The 1957-nt window shown below is 62.4% G+C and carries 2 protein-coding genes; both read left to right on the forward strand.

Going from position 1 to position 1957, the window contains the following annotated elements; translation table 11 throughout:
* Positions 1-941, forward strand: a 941-nt coding sequence (locus Q0349_RS08880) for a hypothetical protein (protein ID WP_298080507.1), incomplete at its 5' end; no start/stop codon positions are given.
* Positions 942-965: 24 nt separating this feature from the next.
* On the forward strand, positions 966-1868 hold the full coding sequence (gene era / locus Q0349_RS08885) for a GTPase Era (protein WP_298080508.1): 903 nt from the start codon (positions 966-968) through the stop codon (positions 1866-1868).
* Positions 1869-1957: the final 89 nt, after the last annotated feature.

A 1957-nucleotide genomic window follows, 5' to 3' on the forward strand; every position in this document is an offset into this window, starting at 1 on the left:
GGGGGGGGGGGGACAGGGGGGGGGCAGCCAACAACCTGCGCAGCGACAGCCACCACAACGAATCACAACCAGAACCCGCATCCCACCCCGACAGCCGTTACAACCTGCGCACCTGGAGCAGCGCCGGTATCGAACCCGACACCATGAGCGCCCCGCCCGCCCTGCCGCCGCAGCCCGCCAGCACATACGACGCCACCACAGCCGCCAAAACCGACATCGCCTACACCCCCTACGACTCCGCCATAGGCACTTTTCCCAGCAACAACGACTACAGCTACCGCACAATCCTCGGCGAAACCGCCGATGGCCGCCTGGTCATCCAGGACTACTACAAAAAAAGCGACCGCCCGCGCACCGCGCCCTACATCCTCAACCGCTACGGCGACCCGCAAGACCCCACCGCCATCAACGCCGACAGCAAACTCGTCTGGTACCGCCAGGACGGCAGCGTGTACGCCATCCAGCACTACCATGACGGCCAGCCCGCCGGATACCTGAGCTACTACCGCAACGGCCGCCTCGTCGCGCAAAAACCCCGACCCGGCAGTGACGACGGCTTCTACGGCATCGGCGGCTACGCCACCGCAGGCACGCGCTACTACTACGACGACGGCCACATCCTCGCCCTTGAATACCAACATGGGCGCATTGGCAACTGCTTCGCCGCCTTCTACTGCGAAGAAGGCGAAAACCTCTACGCCCCGGATGGCACCCCGCTTCTTGCCTGGAAGAGCACCCAAAGCGGCGACATCGTCTCCAGCCACAGCTGGAACACCCTCAACACCACCCCCGCCAAGCAACAGGCAGCGCGCCGCCAAAGCATCAACGCCGCCCTTGCGCGCCGGGACGACATCAAACAACAGCTGCGGCACAACAACGACCTCAACCGGCACGACCGCGAGAGAACCGCCACCGACCTGCCCGAGCCAGCCCGTTTATAGCCCTCCAACAACCCCAGGAACCCCATGAACACACGCGCCGGACACATCGCCGTCGTTGGCCGCCCCAACGTCGGCAAATCCACCCTGATTAACCACCTCATCGGCCAGAAAATCGCCATCACCAGCAAAAAACCGCAGACCACGCGGCATGCGCTGCTCGGCATCCACACCACGGGCGACACACAAATCATCTTCGTCGATACCCCCGGCATCCACCAAAGCCGGGAAAAAGCCATCAACCGCCACATGAACCGCACCGCCTGGCAGAGCATGGACTACGTCGATCTCATCCTGCAAGTCAGCGAGGCCGGGCGCTGGAACGACGAAGACGCGCGCATCGCCAAAGCGCTGGCCGAAGGCGACAAGCCCGTCATCCAGGTGCCGAACAAAATCGACCGCCTGCGCGACAAAACCGTGCTGCTCAAAGAACTCGAACACATCCAGACGCTTGGCGACTGGCGGGCAATCATCCCCGTCTCGGCGCAACAACGGCAGAATCTGGACACGCTGGAGCGCGCGCTGATTCCGTTTCTGCCCGAACAGCCGTGGATATACCCGGAAGACCACATCACCACCGCCGGGATGCGCTTCATGGCCGCCGAAATCATCCGCGAAAAAATCTTCCGCTACCTGCACCAGGAAATCCCCTACGCGCTCGGCGTCATCATCGATCAATATCAAGAAGACGAGCACCTCGTCGAAATCGACGCGACCATCATGGTGGAGCGCGACAGCCAAAAAGGCATCGTCATCGGCAAGGGCGGACAGACGCTGCGCCTCATCGGCCAGCGCGCGCGGGAAGAGCTGGAAGCGCTGCTGGAAAAAAAAGTGATGCTGCGCAACCACGTCAAAACCAAAGAAAACTGGCGCGACAACGACGCCATCATTCACAGCATGGGACACGGCAGCGGCACCGAAGACGCCTGAGAACTTGTTTGGAGTATGCGGGTAAAAGCGAAATTCCCCCTCCCCCGCAGGGCGAAGCCCGCAGCGGGCGGGTACCCACGCAAAATGCG

Origin of the sequence: uncultured Cardiobacterium sp. (genome assembly GCF_938028185.1) — a bacterium.
In the GTDB taxonomy this organism is placed as follows: domain Bacteria; phylum Pseudomonadota; class Gammaproteobacteria; order Cardiobacteriales; family Cardiobacteriaceae; genus Cardiobacterium.